This is a genomic window from Afifella sp. IM 167 (genome assembly GCF_020144925.1).
Classification (GTDB): domain Bacteria; phylum Pseudomonadota; class Alphaproteobacteria; order Rhizobiales; family Afifellaceae; genus Afifella.
In genome coordinates this window covers 125,414-141,357 of record NZ_NSLC01000009.1, presented here as the reverse complement: position 1 = coordinate 141,357, position 15,944 = coordinate 125,414, and the positions used below count along the sequence as shown (strand labels likewise).

Below are 15,944 nucleotides of genomic sequence, written 5' to 3'. Positions count from 1 at the left end.
CGCGAGGCGGGGATGGGGAGAAGCTTCATGGGTTTGTTGGTCGACGGCGTCTGGCAGGATCAGTGGTACGACACCGAGAAGACCGGCGGGAGATTCGAGCGCGAGCAGACCTCCTTCCGCAACTGGGTGACGGCCGACGGCTCGCCTGGCCCGTCTGGCGAAGGCGGCTTCAAGGCCGAGCCGGGGCGCTACCATCTCTATGTTTCCCTTGCCTGCCCCTGGGCGCACCGCACCCTCATCTTCCGCCGGCTGAAAGGGCTGACCGACATGATCGGCCTTTCTGTAGTGAGCCCGCTGATGCTGTCGGAAGGGTGGATCTTCGACGACGAGCATCCGGACCATCTCTACGAGCTGCGCCGTCTTTACGAGATCTACCTGAAGGCCAAGCCGGACTATACGGGACGGGTGACCGTGCCTGTCCTCTGGGACAAGGAGAAGGAGACGATCGTCTCCAACGAATCGGCCGAAATCATCCGCATGTTCAATTCCGCCTTCGACGGAATCGGCGGCAAGGCCGAGTTCGACTTCTATCCGGAGGGGGAGCGCGAGGCGATAGACGAGGTGAACGCGCTCGTCTACGAGAACGTCAACAACGGCGTCTACAAGGCAGGCTTCGCCACCAAGCAGGCCGTCTACGAGGAGAACTACAAGGCGCTCTTCAACGTTCTCGACGAGCTCGATCAGCGGCTGGACGACCAGCGTTTCCTCGTCGGCGACCGGCTGACGGAGGCCGACTGGCGGCTCTTCACGACACTGGTGCGCTTCGACGCCGTCTATTTCAGCCACTTCAAGTGCAACAAGCGGCGCATCTCCGACTATTCGAACCTGTCGGGGTACCTGCGCGACCTCTACCAGATCCACGGGGTGAAGGAGACGGTCAACTTCAGCCACATCAAGCGGCACTACTATTACAGCCACGCCAACATCAATCCGACGCGGATCGTGCCGCTCGGGCCGCTGCTGGTGCTCGATTCCCCGCACAACCGCGACCGCCTGCCCGGCGTGGGCATCCCCAAGGGCTGAAGCGGTTCTACCAATCCTCCGTCCGCGCCGCCTGCCCGCCGATCTCGGCGATGCGGGCGCGGGTGGAGGGCGTGGCATCCTCCGGCAGAGCGCCGAGGGCAAAGTCGCCGATCTCGGCGATCTCCATGCCCGTGGGGTCGATCTCGAGCCGGCGGAAATCTCGGCAGACATAGAGAACGACATGGTCGTTCGGATGGGCGCGGAAATTGCGGTAGATGCCGAAGAGCTCCGGCTCGCCGGAGAGCTCGGAGCCCGTCTCCTCGCGGATTTCGCGCGTGACGGCCTGCAGCGTCGTCTCGCCGGCCTCCACCCCTCCCCCCGGCAGATACCAGCCCGGGACGTATGTGTGCCGCACGAGGAGGATCCTTCCCTCCGCGATCAGGGCGGCGCGCACGCCGAGCGTCATGCCGCGCCTCAGGCGGCTTGCGGCGAGCAGCGAGCGCTGCATAAGGCGTTGCAGGGGATTGAGGCGTGTGGAAGCGCCCGCCATGACAGAACTCCTGTGGTCGACGCACCTTAACGGCACCGGCTATCCTCGCGGCAACACGAAAGGATCGGCGAAGCCCCATGTTCCGCCTCGGACACATTTCGGACGTGCACCTGCCGGCGGTGCCGCAGCCCCGGCTGCGCGAGCTCATCTCCAAGCGTATCATCGGCTACGCCAACTGGCACCAGAACCGGCGCGGCGCGATGACGACCGGCAGCCTCGAGCTTCTGACGGCCGACCTGCAGGCGGCCGAGCCGAACCATATCGCCGTCACCGGCGACCTCACGAATCTTGCGCTGCGCGACGAATTCGAGAATGCCCGGCTGTGGCTGGAGGCGCTCGGCCCGCCGGCGATGGTGACGGCCATTCCGGGCAACCACGATGCCTATGTGCCGCGCGCGCATCACCGCTACCGGCGGCTGTGGGCCCCCTGGATGTCGAACGACAGCCAGGCGGAGTTCGTCGGCCCGGCGATCTTTCCCTTCATGCGACGCAAGGACGGGGTGGCGCTGATCGGGCTCTCCTCCGCCGTCGCCTCGGCACCCTTCATGGCGACAGGCCGGATCGGCCGCCGGCAGACCGAAAGGCTGGAAAAGCTGCTTGCCGAGGCCGGAGAGGAAGGCCTCTTCCGCGTCATACTCATCCATCATCCTCCGAAACTGATCGATCCGCGGCGCACGCTGCGGCGGCTGACCGACGGACACCGGCTGCGCCGCGCCGTCGCCCGGCACGGGGCGGAGCTGATCCTGCACGGCCACGACCACATCCGCTCGGTGACGGCAGTCCGCGGCCCGAAGGGCGCCATTCCGGTGATCGGCGTGCCCGCCGGGTCGAGCGGCCCCGCCGCCGGGCCGAAATCAGGCGGCTACGCCCTCCACGACATCGACGATCGCGGTTCGGCGTGGCGGCTCACCGTGCGCCATCGCTGCTTCGACGAGAAGGGCCGCGTGCAGGAGGCGCTCAGCCTCAACTTCGATGTCAGGAAACCCTGAACCAGGCGTAGGCGAGAAGCGCCAGGGCGCCGCACAGGACGCCGAAGATGAAGGCCATCATCACCCAGAAGCCGGAAAGGCTCTTGCGGGCGTGGGTATCGACCTTCCTGGAATCGGCGATGCGATTCTGCCGGGCCGTCTCGGCCGCGTCGGCGGCGAGCGCACGCTCGCGCTCCACCACGCGGTCGGCGATGTGGCTGGTGACCTTGTCGGCCATGGAGGCGGCATCGCCGGTCTCGCCGAGAACGATGCGGCCGTTCAGCGTATCCTGAAGAAAACGGTAGGTGCGCTTGTCGCGCGCCATCATGACGAAGCTCGTCGCATCGACCCAGTAGCGCGGCGGATCGCCCGGCAGGATGGCGAGAAGAAACCGGTCGCGGTCGCGCTCGGGCAGCTCCTCGATGACGCCGGCCATCTCCTCCACGAGGAGTTCCAGGCGCGTGCGTTCCGTCTCGCGCAGATCGACGATGCCGTCCATGCGGTCCGATTCGCGGATCCGGGCGTCACGGATCCGATCCTGAAGGCTGCGCACGGTAGCTCCTGCCCCCGGCACCGTGTTCATGTTCGATCCCCTTTCGCCCCAACGCCCGCGAAGCTAGCAGAATTGCCCCGGGCGAGCAGGCATACGACATCCTGTGTCCACGGCTATCTATGGTTAATCAATGGGAAAGGAAATGGAAATGGCGGCAAAGGAGAGAAGCACCGACCGCGTCGAGGCGGCGGCACGGGCGGCCGGCATATCGATCGAGATCCGGCGCATGCCCGATACGACCCGCACTGCGGAGGATGCGGCGAAGGCCTGCGGCACGTCAGTCGCCCAGATCGTCAAGTCGCTGATCTTCAAGAAGGCGGAAAGCGGCGAGCCGGTGCTGCTCCTGGTCTCCGGCAAGAACCGGGTCGACGAGAAGAAGATCGCCGCCCATCTCGGCGAGCATCTGGAGCGGGTCGACCCCAGGCAGGTACGCGAACTGACGGGATTTGCCATCGGCGGCGTCGCCCCGATCGGCGCGACGCGGACCATCTCCACCTATATCGACGAGGACCTTCTGGCCTTCGACGAGGTCTGGGCAGCGGCCGGGGCGCCGAACGCCGTCTTCTGCGTCAGGCCGGAGGAACTGAAGAAGGCCGCGGGCGCCGAGGTCCTGCGCGTCGACTAGCGCGCATTCTCCAAAATGAGGCCGGCCATTCCGGCCGGCTCCTCGTGCGGCAGCATGTGGCCGATCTCCTCAAAGACATGGACGGCGATCCGCCCCGGAAGCTTGTGCGCCTGGCGGGTCGGCAGGACGCGGTCCTGCGTGCCCCAGACGACCTTCACCGGACGGGCGAGATCTCCGATCGCGGCGATCGGCAGCATCTTCTGGCGGCCGTCCTGCGACAGCGTCGCGCCGATCTCCATCAGCGCCTCGCGCTGGCCGGGCACCCGTCTTTCTTCGGCGATCCGGGCGATCATCGTCTGCGGCACCGGGATGCGCCAGCCGAAGAACTGCTCCATCAGCATGCGCAGCTCCTCCGCTTCCGTGGCGGCGGCGTAGCGCTCCAGCAGGCGATAATTGATCTCCGGGCCGAACCCGCCCGGCGCAAGCAGCGTCAGCGAACGGGCCGCCTCCGGCGCCTTCAGCGCGACCAGCGCGGCGGCCGCGCCGCCCATGGAATGGCCGACAAGATGAAAGCCTTGCGGAGCGCGCCCAGCAAGATCTGCGGCGATGGCGCGGGCGGCGGTGACGGCATGGCCGGTGCCGGGAAAGCCGAGCGAGCGGCCATGGCCCGGCAGATCGTAGAGGAGGATCGGCCGCGCCCGGCCGAGCGCGGCGACAACCTCGTCAAAGGTTCGGTGGGAGCCGCCGAAACCGTGCAGGAGAACGAGCGGAGGCGCGGAGGCGTCCTCAGCCCCTGCCCGGACGACGAAAAGCGACGACATCGGCTGTATCCCTCCTGCGCCCGGCGCCGCAGGAGAGCGGGGCTCACAGGCCCCGCCAGCCTTCAGCGCGTGATGATGATGCGCGTATTGCTCGGCCCGCTCTGCTTGACAAGGTTGTAGAGCGTGCGGGCGTTCGAGGGATGCAGGCGCACGCAGCCATGCGATGCGGGACGGCCGAGATTCTTCACGGCGTTGGTGCCATGAATGGCGTAGCCGCCGCGGAAGAAGATCGAGTGCGGCATCGGCGACATGTCGTATTTGCGCGAATACCACATCTTGTGCATGCGCTGGGGACGGTAGGTCCCGGTCGGCGTGCGATAGCCGCTCCGTGCGGTGGAGACGGTCCATGTATAGGCGAGCTTGCCGTTGGAATAGACCCGCATCTTCTGTGCGGACAGATCGATGCGAGCCGTAATACCGGCCTCGGCGACGCTTCCGAAAGCGGCAAGCGAAAGCGCGGCGGCGAGACAGAATGCCCAGATACGCATGGTTTTCATTCCAAAATCCCCAGTCTTATCCACAGCTTTGCCGCATTAGCCGCAACTTAGCCACATTTGGCTTGGCGGCCCAAGTCATAAACATTCTCAACTTTGACCTATCGTTAAGATCGCCGCATTTCCTCGCGACATCGAAGGTGGCTCATCGGTGACCGCGGCGGGGAACCGCACCTGTATGCGGCACCTTTCCTTTAATTCGGCTCACTTTTTATGCGTGACCTCACCAGAGGCTTTGGCTAGCCTGTACAACAGAACATGGAACCACCAATCCGAGAGCGCTCCTCGCGCGAGAACCCCTTCAATGAAATGCTCGAGCCCGACGGCTCGCCGCGGGCGCACTACGCTACATTGTGCAAGTGGCTCGAGGAGCAGCCAGCGCGCGAGCTGAAGCGCAAGCGGGCGGAGGCGGAGTCGATTTTCCGCCGGCTCGGGATTACCTTCCCGGTCTATGCCGACAAGAAGGCCCTCGCCTCGGTCGACACGATCGAGCGGCTCATTCCCTTCGATCTCATTCCCCGCCTGATCTCGGCGCGCGAATGGCGCCTCTTGGAACGCGGGATCGAGCAGCGCGTGCGCGCGCTCAACGCCTTCCTGCTCGACATCTATCACCGGCAGGAAATCATCCGTGCGGGCCGCATCCCGGCCGACGTGATCCTGATGAACGAGGCCTATTGCCCGGAGATGATCGGGCACCGGCCGCCTCTCGGCATTTTCAGCCACATCATCGGCACGGATCTCGTGCGGACCGGCGAAGACGACTTCTTCGTGCTGGAAGACAATCTCAGAACGCCCTCCGGCGTCTCCTACATGCTGGAGAACCGGGAAGCGATGCTGCATCTCTTCCCCGAGCTCTTCGCCGCCCATTGCGTCGCCCCGGTGCAGCATTACCCGGAACTCCTGCGCCAGACGCTCGAGGCGGTCTCGCCGGTGGCGCCGGAGGAAACGTCCATCGGTGTGCTGACCCCCGGCATCCACAACTCGGCCTATTTCGAGCACTCCTTCCTCGCCGACCAGATGGGCGCGGAGCTTCTGGAGGGGCAGGATCTGTTCGTCTCCGACGGGGCCCTCTACATGCGCACGACGCGCGGGCCGCGGCGCGTGCACGTGCTTTACCGGCGCATCGACGACGACTTCCTCGACCCCCTCACCTTCCGACCGGATTCGGCGCTCGGCGTGCCGGGCCTGATGGACCTTTACCGTGCCGGGCGGGTGACCATCGTCAACGCTCCCGGCGCCGGCATCGCCGACGACAAGGCGATCTATTCGTGGGTGCCGGACATCGTGGAGTTCTATACGGGCGAGAAGCCGATCCTGAAGAACGTGCCGACCTGGCGCTGCTCGGAGCCGGAAGCGCTTTCCTATGTGCTCGATCACCTGCCGGAGCTGGTGGTGAAGGAAGTGCACGGCTCGGGCGGCTACGGCATGCTCGTCGGCCCGACCTCCTCCAAGAAGCAGATCGAGCAGTTCCGCAAGGTCCTGAAGGCGCGCCCGCGCAACTACATTGCCCAGCCGACGCTGGCGCTTTCGGCCTGCCCGGCCTTCACCAAGACGGGGGTGGCGCCGCGGCATGTCGATCTGAGGCCCTACAGCCTCGTTTCCGACCGCGTGCGGCTCGTCGCCGGCGGCCTGACGCGCGTGGCGCTGAAGAAGGGCTCCCTCGTCGTCAATTCCTCGCAAGGCGGCGGCACGAAGGACACCTGGGTGCTGACGGATTAGGCCATGAACCGACAAGGGACAAACCAATGACGGCTGACATGGCAAAGAGAGACGCCGCGCTATCCGAGGGAGCCAGCGCCCGGCCCGGGGGTATGGCGATCCGGAATCGTTGCCCCTCCCCGACCAGCCCGCCCACGGTCTGAAGATGCTGGGGCGGGTCGCATCGAGTCTCTTCTGGATGTCGCGCTACATCGAGCGCGCGGAGAATATCGCCCGGCTGTGCGAGGCCGGCTTCCGCATCTCGCTGACGCCGAGCATCGGCGGCGGCCACAAGGAGGAATGGCTCTCCACCCTGCAGAGCGCCGGCGTCATCGACGGCTACAAGGACGCCTATGACGAGGTGACGGGCGAGAGCGCCATCAACTATCTGCTCTTCGACGAGCGCAACCATTCCTCCGTGCGCTCCTCGCTGACCGCCGCGCGCACCAATGCCCGCATCGTGCGCACCAAGCTGACGCGCGACATGTGGGAAACGCTCAACGATACCTGGATGGGCATGCAGGCGGTCTCGCCGCACCAGATGACCAATGCCCGGCTTCCCGATTTCCTGGACTGGATCCGCGAGCGCACGGCCCAGTTCCGCGGCGCGCTGCTCGGCACGATCCTGCGCGACGAAGGCTATTATTTCTGCCAGTTCGGCGCCTTCATGGAGCGCGCCGACAACACCGCCCGCATCCTCGACGTGAAGTATTACGTGCTCCTGCCGGACCATCAGTCGGTCGGCGGGCCGATCGACAATTATCAGTGGGAGACGATCCTGCGGGCGGTGTCGGCGCACCGCTCCTACCGCCACGTCTTCCACGAGGACTACAAGCCCTGGCGGATCGCGGAATTCGTCATCCTCCGGCCGGAGATGCCGCGCTCGCTGCGCTTCTGCTACGACTGGCTCAACGTCACGGCGGAGGGGATCACGGAGATCTACGGCGAGGAGCGCCCCACGGCCGAGCTGATCCGCTCCACGCACCGGCTTTTGAAGCACAGCGACATGGGCGCGATCTTCCAGAACGGCCTGCACGAATTCCTGACCGACTTCATCGACCGCAACAACCGCGTCACGACCGGCCTTGCGTCCGACTTCTACTTCAATCCGACGGCATGAGCGGCATGCGCCTCAAGATCCGCCACACGACGCAATATCACTACGCCAGCGCCGGCCGGTATGCGATCCAGCGCCTGCGCCTGACGGCGCGCGACAACGCCTCGCAGACCGTCGAGGAATGGCGTATCGAGGCGCCGGGGATCGAAAGCGCGTCGAGCTTCACGGACGGCTTCGGCAATCTCACCCATCTCGTCACCCAGGCGCAGCCGGAAAACGTGCTGACGATCGTCGCCGAAGGCTATGTCGAGACGAAGAACATGGGCGGCATCGTCGGCCGTCCCGAAGAGGTCGCCAATCCCTCGGTGTTCCTGCGCTCCACGACGTCGACCGAGGCCTCGCCGGCCATCCGCAAGATCGCCCGCTCGATCGGCGGCGAGGAAAGGCTCGCCGTCCTACATGACCTGATGGGCGCGATCTACGAGCACATGACCTTCGACACCGATTCCACGCATTCCGGCACCAACGCCGCCGAGGCCTTCGCGGAAGGCCTCGGCGTCTGCCAGGACTACAGCCATATCTTTTGCGCGGCCGCCCGCTCCATCGGCATCCCGGCCCGCTACGTGACCGGATACCTGCATCTGGAAGACGAGCAGGCGGCGGTCGCCCACCACGCCTGGGCGGAAGCCTTCCTGCCCGATCTCGGCTGGGTCGGCTTCGACGTGGCCAACGGCGTCTGCCCGGCGGACAATTACGTGCGGCTCGCCTGCGGGCTGGACGCCGGAGGCGCCGCACCCATTGTCGGCCTGCACCGCTTCGCGGGCGCGGAAACTTTGTCCGTTGACGTCGTTGTCGAACAACAGCAGCAATAACGGCTGCGGACGATTCACGCCGCGGGGAAGATCATCATGACATATTGCGTGGGGCTGAGGCTCGACCGCGGCATCGTCTTCGCGTCCGATACCCGCACCAATGCCGGCGTCGACAACGTCTCCGTCTTCAACAAGATGCATGTGTGGGAGCGCAAGGGCGACCGCGTCCTGGTGCTGCTTTCGGCCGGCAACCTGTCGCTGACGCAGGCGGTCGTCTCGCTACTCAACGAGCGCCTGCATACGGTCTCGGAGACGGGCCTGCCCTCGCTGATGACCGTGGAGACGATGTTCCAGGCCGCCCGGCTCGTCGGCCAGACCGTGCGCGAGGTGCTGCACGAGGAAGACGAGGCGGTGCAGGCGAATCCTTCGCTGTTCGTCTCCTCCTTCATCTTCGGCGGCCAGATCGGGGGCGACGTGCACCGCCTCTTCCAGATCTACCAGGAAGGCAACTTCATCGAGGCGACGAAGGACACGCCCTACTTCCAGATCGGCGAGCACAAATACGGCAAGCCGATCCTCGACCGCGTGACGGTGTCGCCCATGCGCATGGGCGAGGCGGCCAAGCTCGTGCTCATCTCCTTCGATTCGACGCTGCGCTCCAACCTCTCGGTCGGCCTGCCGATCGACCTTCTCATCTACCGCAAGGATACGCTGGAGATCGGCGAGCAGCGCCGGATCGACGTCGACGACCCCTACTTCCGCAAGCTTTCCCACGCCTGGTCGGAGGCGCTCAGAGACGCCTTCGCGCGGCTGGAGGAATACGAGGCCTACGACCCCGCCGCGGCGCCGGAATTCCAGCTCGCGACCCCGGCGCCCGAGCCAGCCCCCCCGAGCCCGCAGCAGGGCGAAGGCCAGCGAGACCAAAAGCAGGAGGCCTGACGGGCCGATCCTGATGCCATCATCGCGGCGCAGAACCGAGGGCTTCCAGCTCTGAGGCAAGCGTGCTGGTCGTTGCGCGCGCCGACGCTCCCTGAAGTTGACATTCGGTGCGTAGATGGCGCGACTTTGGGCGGAGACCAGACACTCGCCGCGGCGAGCACGGCGATGGCTGTGCGGACGAAGCCGACCTTCGTACCGCTTTCGGCCCCAAGCGCGCCTCCGGGTCGGTGCATAATTGCCGAGGCAATGCTACTATTCGGCCGAGCCAATCCGAGCGGATGGGGATAATGGAACCCAGCCACTTCGACATCGTCATCGTTGGCGCCGGGTCAGCCGGTTGCGTGCTGGCCGCTCGCCTGTCCGAGGACGAGACCTGCCGCGTTCTTCTCCTCGAAGCCGGAGGCGCAGCCAAAGCCCCGCTCATCGCTGCGCCGGGAGCCGCCAAGTTCTTCTGGGATACCGAGCTCGACTGGGCCTTCCGGTCGGAGCCGCAGCGACATCTGAACGGACGACGCATTCTGCTCAACCGCGGCAAATGCATTGGCGGATCGGGCACAATCAACTGGTCGGCCTACGTCCGCGGCAATCGTGGCGACTACGACCACTGGGCCCAACTGGGCTGCACGGGCTGGGGCTACGACGACGTCTTGCCCTTCTTTCGCAAATCAGAGTGCAACGCGATCCATGACGACGAATGGCATGGACGAGAGGGCCCTCTGCACGTTGGAGAGTACAACGGCCGCCACCCTTTGCACGAGATGTATTTCGAGGCGCTGGAGGATCTCGGCGTGCCGCGAAATCTCGATCTCAACGGCGCCCGGCAAGAAGGCTGCGGATATCACCAGGGCACGCTCTTGAACGGTGTGCGCTTCACCACGGCGAACGGCTTCCTTGAACCCGCGCTCGACCGGCCGAACCTGACAGTCGAAAGCTTTGCGCACGTGACGGGCCTCGTCGTCGACAAGGGGCGCGTAACCGGCGTCGACTACGCCGTCGGGCGAACTGCCAAGCGCACGATGGCCGACGCCGAGGTGATCCTCGCGGCGGGCGCGATTGGCTCGCCCCACATCCTTCTGCTGTCCGGAATCGGCCCCGCAGACGAGATAGCCGCCCACGGCATCGCGCCGGTCCATGACCTCACTGGCGTGGGGCGGCACTTGCGCGACCACCTCGCCCGGCCCTCCATCGAGATCATGGTCAAGGACCCCGAGGCGATGGGGCTCGGGAAGGCCATGCCGGATCCCGACACGGCGAAGGAGATGTTCGAGAAGCACCGCACCGGCCCCCTGTCGACGATGCAGATCGAGGCTGGCGCCTTTGCGCGCCTACGCGAGTCCGACGAATATTCGAGCGCGCAACTCTTCTGCGCAGCAACGAGCGCAGAGCGGTTCCGTGACATGCCGCCGGGGCTATCGATCTGGGGCTACGTCTGCCGCCCCCGCAGCGAGGGCACGGTGAAGCTGGCGACCGGCAGCCCCTTCGACCGGCCCGCCATCGATCCGAACTACTTCGACGACCCGGATGACCTCGACCGTAGCGTCGAGATCGTTGAGTTTTGCCGCGAAGTTGCCAACCACAAAGTCTTCGATGAGGTGCGCGCCGGGCTGCGAGGGGCGTTCGGGACCCGCGAAGAGATCGTCGCCGAAGCTCGCGATGTCGCAAGCACCTGCTGGCACTACACCAGTACCTGCCGCATGGGCACGGACGACGAAGCGGTGGTCGGCCCGGACCTTCGCGTGAAGGGCCTTGACGGCCTGCGCGTCTGCGACGCGTCGATCATGCCGACGATCGTGAGCGGCAACACGAACGCGGCGACGATCATGATTGCCGAGAAAGGCGCCGACCTCATTCGCGCCGGCGCCTCGAGTCAGACCACTAGCGCATCGTCGGAAGGACGAATTCCGCGCCGTCTTTGACGCCGGAGGGCCAGCGCGAGGTGACGGTCTTGGTCTTCGTGTAGAAGCGGATCGAATCCGGCCCGTGCTGGTTGAGGTCGCCGAAGCCGGAGCGCTTCCAGCCGCCGAAGGTGTGGTAGGCGAGCGGCACCGGGATCGGCACGTTGATGCCGACCATGCCGACCTCCACCTTGGAGGCGAAGTCGCGGGCCGCATCGCCGTCGCGCGTGAAGATGGCGACGCCGTTGCCGTATTCGTGCTTCGTCGGCAGGTCGAGCGCCTCCTTGTAGTCCCTGGCGCGGACGACGGAGAGGACCGGTCCGAAGATCTCCTCCTTGTAGATGCGCATCTCGTCGGTCACCCGGTCGAACAGGCAGCCGCCCATGTAGAAGCCGTTCTCGTAGCCCTGCAGGCTGAAGTCGCGCCCGTCGACGAGGAGCTCGGCGCCCTCTTCGACGCCGAGATCGACATAGGAGCGCACCTTCTTCACCGCCTCGGCGGTCACCAGCGGACCGAAATCGGCATCGGGGTCCGTCGAGGGGCCGATCTTCAGGCTTTCCACGCGCGGGACGAGCTTCTCGACGAGCCGGTCGGCCGTCTCCTCGCCCACCGGCACGGCAACCGAAATCGCCATGCACCGCTCGCCGGCAGAGCCGTAGCCCGCGCCGATCAGCGCATCGACCACCTGATCCATATCGGCATCGGGCATGATGATCATGTGGTTCTTGGCGCCGCCGAAGCACTGGACGCGCTTTCCGGCCGCGCAGCCCTTGGAATAGATGTACTCGGCGATCGCCGAGGAGCCGACGAAGCCGACCGCCTTGATGTCCTCGTCGTCGAGGATGGCGTCGACCGCTTCCTTGTCGCCGTTGACGACGTTGAGGATGCCGGCCGGCAGGCCGGCCTCGACCAGCAGCTCGGCGAGGCGCATCGGCACGCCGGGATCGCGCTCGGACGGCTTGAGGATGAAGGCGTTGCCGCAGGCGATCGCCGGGGCGAACTTCCACATCGGGATCATGGCCGGGAAATTGAACGGCGTGATGCCGGCGACGACGCCGAGCGGCTGGCGCATGGAATACATGTCGATGCCGGGGCCCGCGCTCTCGGAGAACTCGCCCTTCATCAGGTGGGGGATGCCGCAGGCGAACTCCACCACTTCCAGGCCACGCTGGATGTCGCCGCGCGCATCGGGAACGGTCTTGCCGTGCTCGCGCGCCAGGAGCTCGGCGAGAGAATCGTATTCCTTATGGGCGAGCTCGAGAAACTTCATCAGGACGCGGGCGCGCTTCTGCGGGTTCTGCGCGGCCCAGGCCGGCTGAGCCTGCCTGGCATTCTCGACCGCCTCGCGAACCTCGCCCTTGGAGGCAAGAGCCACCTTCGCCTGCACTTCGCCCGTCATCGGCAGGAAGATATCCGCGGTCCGTCCGCTCCTTCCCGGCACCTCGCGCCCGCCGATGAAATGTCCGATCTCGCGCATGCAATTCCTCCGTTACGGCCGACACGGCCTTCGCTGCCCAGACTGATCGCGCCTGACGCACACAATTACAAGCCCGCTGCCGGCAGCGAACCCGAATGCAGGCCCGTTTCCTTCGATGCCGGCCGCTGACAGAAGCCGTCCACTCGCCTATCGTGCGCCGAGGCTTCCCACAGGGCCCCATGAGCGAGCTTTTTCTCGACTTCTTCGTCATCGACGACAGCGACATCGTCATCCGGCCCTCCCCTTCGGAGAGGGAATGGATGGACGCCACAAGCGACCGCTTCGCCTATCGTTGCCTGCCGCTCACGATCGCCAATGCGCATTCCTGGGAGATCGCCAATCCCGCCCTCTTCTCGGCGACGTGGGACGGCGGCCCGGAGGTGGAGGCGATCCAGATCGAGTACGGCGACCCGCGCCGGCAGCCGGCCCTCAGCCATTTCGGCCACGGCATCCTCACCTTCAGCCTGCCCGTCCTCATCCGCACGCCACCCGGCTACGACCTGTGGGTCGCCGGCCCGACCAACCGGCCTAAGGCGGACATCCAGCCGCTCACAGGAATCGTGGAAACCGACTGGACGAGCGCCACCTTCACCATGAACTGGCGCTTCACCAAGCCGGGCGCGACGGTGTTCTTCGAGAAGGATGAGCCGATCTGCGCTTTCTTCCCCATCCGGCGGGGCATGATCGAAGAGTTCCAGCCCAGGCGGTGCGCCATCGAGGAAGACGAAGAGCTCATCCGGGCCCACCGCGCCTGGGCGGCGGCCCGCAGATCCTTCAACGCCGATCTGCACTCGCCGGAATCGGAAGCGGCCGGGAAAAAATGGCAACGCGACTATCACCGCGGCCCGGCCGAGAAGATCGAACCGGCGCACCGCACCAAGGTGGCGCTGAAAAAGACCATCAGCTGACGGGAAGGCCGGCGAGGCGGCGCGCCGTGTGAAGAAACACCGCTTCGGCGCGGCCGCCGGAGAACACAGAAAGCTCGGCCGAGAGCGCGCGCGCGGCATCGGCAAAATGCGCCCCCTCCAGCACCTCATGCATCACGGCCTCGACCTCTTCGTCGCAGACATGGTCGATATGGCGATCGAGGCCGGCGCCGGCCTTCTCGACCGCCTTGCCGTTGAGGTTCTTCTCGATGTCCCAGCCGAACGTCGCCTGGGGAAGGCCGGCGGCGAGGCCGAGGGCGGCGAAGCCATGCGAGCCATGATGGACGAGGAGGCGCGAGCGAACGATCCGCGCCAGCGGGACGGGGCGCGGTTCGATGACGGCGCCGGAGGCGGCCAGCCAGTCGAGATAGGCCGGCGGCGCGCCGGGAAGATAGGCGCGGACCGGCAGCCGAAGGCGGCGAAGCGCCGCGACGAGGCGCAGGAGGCGATCCTGGCGTTCGCCGGCCTGAAAGTAGACGAAGACCTCCTCACCCACCGCTTCGGGGTCCGCCGCCTGCGGGCGCATCGTCTCGGCCGCGAGAGCGCCGAGAACAGGTTCGTCCCTGACGCCGCGATAGGGATCGAGGAGAGGATAGGTGAAGACGTTCTGGGCCTCACCCGCAAAGACTTCGGGAAGGCACCCGATCGGCCGCACACCACCCTCCGCGAGGACGGCATTGACCGTCTGACAGAGCGCTTCCTCGCTTTCGCGCACCGGCGACAGCTCGTGCAGGGGAGGAAAATGCGCCATCGTGGCCGGCGGCACGGTGAAGCCGCTTCCGGCGACGAGCGCGGGGATGCGGTCGCGCGCGGCAAGCACGGCGCCCGGCGCATAATCGGTGACCACGAGGTCCGGGACGAAATCGGCGAAGCGAAGATGCCAGTAGGTGATCTGGTCTCGGATCGCCTGCGGGTCGCGGAAGCCGAGATCGGCGAGCGTATCGCCGAGCGAGGCGGAGGAACCCGTTCGCTGCGGCGGCGCGCCCAGCGCATGGCCCCAGCGCTCGCCCTCGGAAAAGACGATGCCCGCCGCGGCCTCACCCGGAAAGCCACCGGCCCCCGGACCGACGATGCGCACCGTCCAGCCGTCCTTCAGCAGAAGCTCGCCGAGCCTCAGAAGCTTCGTGAGATGGCCGAGCCCGGCTCCGGCTTCGGCGCACAGGAGCGCGCGGCGTCGCATCGAACTCCCCTCTGGGACCTGGCGGTTCAGGCCGTGGATTTGGGCCGGGGGCAAAACGGTTCGGGATACCTCCCTGCCCCGCATCTCAGAAAGGCTGCGGCCGGAAACCTCCGCCATATCGGAAAGGCGGCGGCAGATGGTTATCCGTGTGGCCGCTGTTGAAGTTGTACTGCTCGCTGCCCGGCCCGGGCGTCGGCTGGTTGAACAGCGACTGGCCGCTCTGCTGGCTGCCGCTACCATCCAGGTTCAGCGGGTTGACCGGCGGCCCGTTCGGCGTGGAGCGGAGGTGGAAGCTCAGATAGTCGAGAAGCTGCTGGGTGACCGGAAAGGGCGCCGACGGCGGATAGCCCGGCCCGGGCACATAGACGGCGAAGTTCGCCGTCATCACGGTCTGCGAACCGGCGGAGTTGGAGATCTCCATGATGCCGGTATTGTTGAAGGTGTTGTGGCCCTGGCCCGGCCCGCGGAGGATGTAGAAGGCGGCGCCGGAGGGGCTGGCGCCCGGCGGGCTCTCAAGCCCGAGCGCATCGGCGATGGCGCGGGCATCCACGCCGATGATGGATTCGATGAAGGTGCCGCGGATGCCGATCGTCGCCGACGGCGTGGCGATGTTGACGTTCGTCGGATTGTTGCCGCCGATCCGCCCGCTCATGAAGCGGAAGGCGCCCTTGACGACGCGCGCGCTCATCTCGCCTGCCCCGCTATCGGGATCGTAGACGAAGCGGTCGATGGTCATGTCGCAGTTCGCGCCGACCGTGAAGATCGACCGGTCGACGAGAAGGATCTGCAGGGCGCTCTCCTGCTTGGTGCGCACCCGATCCTCAAGGAAGATCGTCTCGCGCACCTGCGCCTGGCGCTCCTGGCCGGAGGCGCCGCCACGGACATAGACGTCGCCCGTGACGGCCGCGCTCGTGCCGATCCTGGCGGCGGCCATGGCCGGGCTGGTGGCGAGCGCGAGCGGGCTCGCTCCAATCGCCAGGGCCAGAGCCAGCGCCCTCAGGGTCTTCGGCGGATCGATCGGTTCATTCGGCATCGGCAGCTCCCGC

16 protein-coding genes are annotated in these 15,944 nt (G+C 66.3%); 9 read left to right on the top strand and 7 right to left on the bottom strand.

Translation table 11 applies throughout. The features are described from left to right. Window positions 1-27 precede the first annotated feature (27 nt). A complete protein-coding gene (locus CLD20_RS16490; protein WP_224407759.1) occupies window positions 28-1,023 on the top strand; it encodes a glutathione S-transferase family protein in 996 nt (331 codons plus the stop codon). 7 nt (window positions 1,024-1,030) lie between these two features. Here the strand turns inward: CLD20_RS16490 and CLD20_RS16485 are convergent, their stop codons facing one another. Further along, window positions 1,031-1,513 carry an NUDIX domain-containing protein gene (locus CLD20_RS16485; protein WP_224407758.1) on the bottom strand — a complete coding sequence of 161 codons (483 nt, stop codon included), beginning with the start codon at window positions 1,511-1,513 and terminating at the stop codon, window positions 1,031-1,033. Between the two features lie 77 nt (window positions 1,514-1,590). On the opposite strand from CLD20_RS16485, the gene CLD20_RS16480 reads away from it, so the two are divergent. Next, entirely contained in the window at window positions 1,591-2,502 is a 912-nt protein-coding gene (locus CLD20_RS16480; RefSeq protein WP_224407757.1) for a metallophosphoesterase, read from the top strand. Here CLD20_RS16480 and CLD20_RS16475 read toward each other — a convergent pair. Further along, window positions 2,489-3,064 carry a hypothetical protein gene (locus CLD20_RS16475; protein WP_224407756.1) on the bottom strand — a complete coding sequence of 192 codons (576 nt, stop codon included), beginning with the start codon at window positions 3,062-3,064 and terminating at the stop codon, window positions 2,489-2,491. The genes CLD20_RS16480 and CLD20_RS16475 overlap by 14 nt on opposite strands. 118 nt (window positions 3,065-3,182) lie before the next feature. On the opposite strand from CLD20_RS16475, the gene CLD20_RS16470 reads away from it, so the two are divergent. Next, window positions 3,183-3,659, top strand: coding sequence for a YbaK/EbsC family protein (locus tag CLD20_RS16470; RefSeq protein WP_224407755.1), 477 nt, complete (start codon window positions 3,183-3,185; stop codon window positions 3,657-3,659). Here CLD20_RS16470 and CLD20_RS16465 read toward each other — a convergent pair. Then, a complete protein-coding gene (locus CLD20_RS16465) occupies window positions 3,656-4,420 on the bottom strand; it encodes an alpha/beta fold hydrolase (RefSeq protein WP_224407754.1) in 765 nt (254 codons plus the stop codon). The two genes, CLD20_RS16470 and CLD20_RS16465, sit on opposite strands and share 4 nt — an antisense overlap. A 62-nt stretch (window positions 4,421-4,482) precedes the next feature. Further along, the gene (locus tag CLD20_RS16460; RefSeq protein WP_370636923.1) at window positions 4,483-4,917 is read right to left on the bottom strand and encodes a L,D-transpeptidase; all 435 of its coding nucleotides are present in this window, start codon (window positions 4,915-4,917) and stop codon (window positions 4,483-4,485) included. 255 nt (window positions 4,918-5,172) lie between these two features. On the opposite strand from CLD20_RS16460, the gene CLD20_RS16455 reads away from it, so the two are divergent. The 5 genes from CLD20_RS16455 to CLD20_RS16435 all read left to right on the top strand — a co-directional run bounded on the left by CLD20_RS16455 (window position 5,173) and on the right by CLD20_RS16435 (window position 11,336). Next, on the top strand, window positions 5,173-6,633 hold the full coding sequence (locus tag CLD20_RS16455) for a circularly permuted type 2 ATP-grasp protein (protein ID WP_224407753.1): 1,461 nt from the start codon (window positions 5,173-5,175) through the stop codon (window positions 6,631-6,633). Between the two features lie 109 nt (window positions 6,634-6,742). Beyond that, window positions 6,743-7,732 (top strand): alpha-E domain-containing protein, encoded by a 990-nt coding sequence (locus tag CLD20_RS16450; protein ID WP_224407752.1) that lies wholly within the window; start codon window positions 6,743-6,745, stop codon window positions 7,730-7,732. 5 nt (window positions 7,733-7,737) lie between these two features. Continuing rightward, window positions 7,738-8,541: a transglutaminase family protein gene (locus CLD20_RS16445; RefSeq protein ID WP_224407751.1), complete on the top strand. Its 804-nt coding sequence runs from the start codon at window positions 7,738-7,740 to the stop codon at window positions 8,539-8,541. Window positions 8,542-8,577: 36 nt separating this feature from the next. Continuing rightward, complete coding sequence (locus tag CLD20_RS16440; protein WP_224407750.1) at window positions 8,578-9,420, top strand: proteasome-type protease; 843 nt, start codon at window positions 8,578-8,580, stop codon at window positions 9,418-9,420. Window positions 9,421-9,707: 287 nt separating this feature from the next. After that, window positions 9,708-11,336 (top strand): GMC family oxidoreductase, encoded by a 1,629-nt coding sequence (locus CLD20_RS16435; RefSeq protein ID WP_224407749.1) that lies wholly within the window; start codon window positions 9,708-9,710, stop codon window positions 11,334-11,336. On the opposite strand, the gene CLD20_RS16430 is transcribed toward CLD20_RS16435, so the two are convergent. Beyond that, window positions 11,296-12,792 (bottom strand): CoA-acylating methylmalonate-semialdehyde dehydrogenase, encoded by a 1,497-nt coding sequence (locus tag CLD20_RS16430; RefSeq protein WP_224407748.1) that lies wholly within the window; start codon window positions 12,790-12,792, stop codon window positions 11,296-11,298. The genes CLD20_RS16435 and CLD20_RS16430 overlap by 41 nt on opposite strands. A 179-nt stretch (window positions 12,793-12,971) precedes the next feature. On the opposite strand from CLD20_RS16430, the gene CLD20_RS16425 reads away from it, so the two are divergent. Beyond that, on the top strand, window positions 12,972-13,700 hold the full coding sequence (locus CLD20_RS16425) for a DUF6065 family protein (RefSeq protein ID WP_224407747.1): 729 nt from the start codon (window positions 12,972-12,974) through the stop codon (window positions 13,698-13,700). On the opposite strand, the gene CLD20_RS16420 is transcribed toward CLD20_RS16425, so the two are convergent. Both CLD20_RS16420 and CLD20_RS16415 read right to left on the bottom strand, forming a co-directional pair. After that, the gene (locus CLD20_RS16420; RefSeq protein ID WP_224407746.1) at window positions 13,693-14,898 is read right to left on the bottom strand and encodes a glycosyltransferase; all 1,206 of its coding nucleotides are present in this window, start codon (window positions 14,896-14,898) and stop codon (window positions 13,693-13,695) included. The genes CLD20_RS16425 and CLD20_RS16420 overlap by 8 nt on opposite strands. Before the next feature lie 85 nt (window positions 14,899-14,983). Then, window positions 14,984-15,931 carry a FecR domain-containing protein gene (locus CLD20_RS16415; protein WP_224407745.1) on the bottom strand — a complete coding sequence of 316 codons (948 nt, stop codon included), beginning with the start codon at window positions 15,929-15,931 and terminating at the stop codon, window positions 14,984-14,986. Between the last annotated feature and the right edge of the window lie 13 nt (window positions 15,932-15,944).

What these genes read in the sequence shown, in the direction of transcription:
- CLD20_RS16490 (WP_224407759.1), top strand. Translation starts at nt 28, where the DNA reads ATGGGTTTGTTGGTCGACGGCGTCTGGCAGGATCAGTGGTACGACACC.
- CLD20_RS16485 (WP_224407758.1), bottom strand. Translation starts at nt 1,513, where the DNA reads ATGGCGGGCGCTTCCACACGCCTCAATCCCCTGCAACGCCTTATGCAG.
- CLD20_RS16480 (WP_224407757.1), top strand. Translation starts at nt 1,591, where the DNA reads ATGTTCCGCCTCGGACACATTTCGGACGTGCACCTGCCGGCGGTGCCG.
- CLD20_RS16475 (WP_224407756.1), bottom strand. Translation starts at nt 3,064, where the DNA reads ATGAACACGGTGCCGGGGGCAGGAGCTACCGTGCGCAGCCTTCAGGAT.
- CLD20_RS16470 (WP_224407755.1), top strand. Translation starts at nt 3,183, where the DNA reads ATGGCGGCAAAGGAGAGAAGCACCGACCGCGTCGAGGCGGCGGCACGG.
- CLD20_RS16465 (WP_224407754.1), bottom strand. Translation starts at nt 4,420, where the DNA reads ATGTCGTCGCTTTTCGTCGTCCGGGCAGGGGCTGAGGACGCCTCCGCG.
- CLD20_RS16460 (WP_370636923.1), bottom strand. Translation starts at nt 4,917, where the DNA reads ATGAAAACCATGCGTATCTGGGCATTCTGTCTCGCCGCCGCGCTTTCG.
- CLD20_RS16455 (WP_224407753.1), top strand. Translation starts at nt 5,173, where the DNA reads ATGGAACCACCAATCCGAGAGCGCTCCTCGCGCGAGAACCCCTTCAAT.
- CLD20_RS16445 (WP_224407751.1), top strand. Translation starts at nt 7,738, where the DNA reads ATGCGCCTCAAGATCCGCCACACGACGCAATATCACTACGCCAGCGCC.
- CLD20_RS16440 (WP_224407750.1), top strand. Translation starts at nt 8,578, where the DNA reads ATGACATATTGCGTGGGGCTGAGGCTCGACCGCGGCATCGTCTTCGCG.
- CLD20_RS16435 (WP_224407749.1), top strand. Translation starts at nt 9,708, where the DNA reads ATGGAACCCAGCCACTTCGACATCGTCATCGTTGGCGCCGGGTCAGCC.
- CLD20_RS16430 (WP_224407748.1), bottom strand. Translation starts at nt 12,792, where the DNA reads ATGCGCGAGATCGGACATTTCATCGGCGGGCGCGAGGTGCCGGGAAGG.
- CLD20_RS16425 (WP_224407747.1), top strand. Translation starts at nt 12,972, where the DNA reads ATGAGCGAGCTTTTTCTCGACTTCTTCGTCATCGACGACAGCGACATC.
- CLD20_RS16420 (WP_224407746.1), bottom strand. Translation starts at nt 14,898, where the DNA reads ATGCGACGCCGCGCGCTCCTGTGCGCCGAAGCCGGAGCCGGGCTCGGC.
- CLD20_RS16415 (WP_224407745.1), bottom strand. Translation starts at nt 15,931, where the DNA reads ATGCCGAATGAACCGATCGATCCGCCGAAGACCCTGAGGGCGCTGGCT.